Raw genomic sequence first — 1,974 nt, forward strand, 5'->3', positions numbered from 1 at the left:
CATTCCCTTCAACAATAAATCACCATTTTTGCAGGAAAAATCATGCGGTTAACCTGAATAACCGATTAATCACTGCAGTTTGCACTGCAGCTTACCCGATGAGGCTTGTTATGAAACAGAATGCATCGACGTCAGCAGAGTCTCAATTGTCAGAATATTTCCAGCACGCGGGTTCAGAATATGCCAGTGAAAAAGAGGTCATCGCGCTGATTTACAAACAGCTGGCGGCGGTGAAACTGCGCGTGAGCAATAAAGATATTATTCTGGCCCTGCTGGAGCGATTAGAGTCTGAACATGACGTGGTTCAGCTGGATATTTATCGCCAGGCACTGGAACTTATTGTTCAGCGCACGCCTGACGATATCGCTTCCTGAAACCTGCTTCTGTCGTACTCCACTCCATTGCCGAAACACGGACGTTTAGTTGCCTGTTTGTTTCGCCCCTTAGCTTAGGGGCATTTATTCTCTTCGCGTCTCGTTTCCTGCCTGAATAAGCCCAGCGTGAAATGCACAATTGCCTCTATTCTCTGCTACAGTATTTAGCTGGAGTAAGCTTTCATGCAAGCAGGGTTACTCATTACGCCAGAGGGCGTATCACTTTATCGGGCACGCATGAATGTCTGATTCGCGGCTCAGGCCGCTGGGCAAACCTATGAATGATGGTTATTACTGGATTAAAGATGGCGAGCGCTATCCGGAAGTGTGGCTGTACCAGAAGCAGTTTGGCTGGTTTCGCCCGTGCAGCGCGGTGCCAATGACGCAGCGTACCTTTGAGATGATGAAGTACGTAGTGCTGAGTGAACGGCTGGAAGAACCGGCGCGTGAGACTGAGTGTTAAGCCTGTGACCGCCGTTACGGCGGTCAGCTTTGCCGGTTACTTAATCTCCGGCCAGGCTACTGCCGGGAAACCATTAAACTGTGGGCGGGCAAACAGATAGCCCTGGAATTGACTGACACCGACCGCTTCCAGCCACATCCACTCCTCTGCTTTCTCCACGCCTTCAGCAATCACCGCGATCTCCAGCGAAGCGCAGCACTTAATAATGGCATGCACAATCGCCTGTTTTGGGCCGCTTTTGTGCACGTCACTGATGATTTCCCGATCGATTTTGATCTTATCCGGCTGGAACTTAGACAGCAGCGACAACCCCGCAAACCCGGCACCAAAGTCATCCAGCGCCAGGCTGATACCGGCCGCCTTAAGTTTTCTTACTTCTGCCGTAAATTCTTCAGCACGCGAGATGATTTCATTCTCCGTCACTTCCACCACGATCTGCTCCGGTACCAGACCGTTGGCCGCGATTTCCTGTAGCAGGAAATCCACCGCATTCGGGACGGTGACCAGCGACATCGGCAGCAGATTGATGGTCAGCGTCTGCTCGCCGAGGCCGAGATTTTTCGCCAGGTTGAAGGCCAGACTCTTGGACTGAATATCGGCGTGGTAAATCGCATCGCCGCCAAACGCAGAGAAGTACTCCTGCGGTGAACCGCCGTCCGGCGTGCGAATCAGCGCTTCATAGGCCGTAATACGCCGCGAGAAGGGATCAACAATCGGCTGAAACGCAAACCGGCAATCCTGTACATAGTGTTGCAGACTCTCCAGCTGACGCTGGCTTTCCGCATCAGTAATAAATTCCCAGGTATTCGCCGGCGGGATCTCGAAATAGTTCTCTTTTTCCCGCGCCTCAACGAAGGTGCGCAGGAACTGCAGTGCACGGTCGTCATAGGTGAGCTGGTAACGCGAAGTGCCTTTATCCAGCACCGCCTGCAGTACGCTGGATTTGTTGTGCTCGCGCAGGTCAAACAGCTCCATTCCGACGTTACCAAAGCGCCGGGCTGGCGCGAAGTCATGCATCAGTTCCACCAGATTGTGATGGCGGGCGTCGCGGCAGATACGGTCGTAAATGCCCTGAACGGCCTGATCGGGTCCTTCAAGCAGCTGGAAGAAATGTCGCCCATCAAACAACAGAATGCC

General features: G+C 52.7%; 3 protein-coding genes. 2 read left to right on the top strand and 1 reads right to left on the bottom strand.

Annotated elements, in window-relative coordinates:
• Both QMM04_RS22330 and QMM04_RS22335 read left to right on the top strand, forming a co-directional pair.
• A partial coding sequence (locus QMM04_RS22330) for a biofilm/acid-resistance regulator YmgB/AriR (protein WP_349253953.1) occupies positions 1–374 on the top strand: 374 nt, incomplete at its 5' end.
• Between the two features lie 241 nt (positions 375–615).
• The gene (locus tag QMM04_RS22335) at positions 616–837 is read left to right on the top strand and encodes a hypothetical protein (RefSeq protein WP_058757400.1); all 222 of its coding nucleotides are present in this window, start codon (positions 616–618) and stop codon (positions 835–837) included.
• A 36-nt stretch (positions 838–873) separates the two neighbouring features.
• Here QMM04_RS22335 and QMM04_RS22340 read toward each other — a convergent pair.
• On the bottom strand, positions 874–1,974 hold a 1,101-nt coding region (locus QMM04_RS22340), incomplete at its 5' end, for a diguanylate phosphodiesterase (RefSeq protein WP_282997087.1).

Origin of the sequence: Pantoea sp. Pa-EAmG (assembly GCF_030024295.1) — a bacterium.
Classification (GTDB): Bacteria; Pseudomonadota; Gammaproteobacteria; order Enterobacterales; family Enterobacteriaceae; genus Pantoea; species Pantoea dispersa.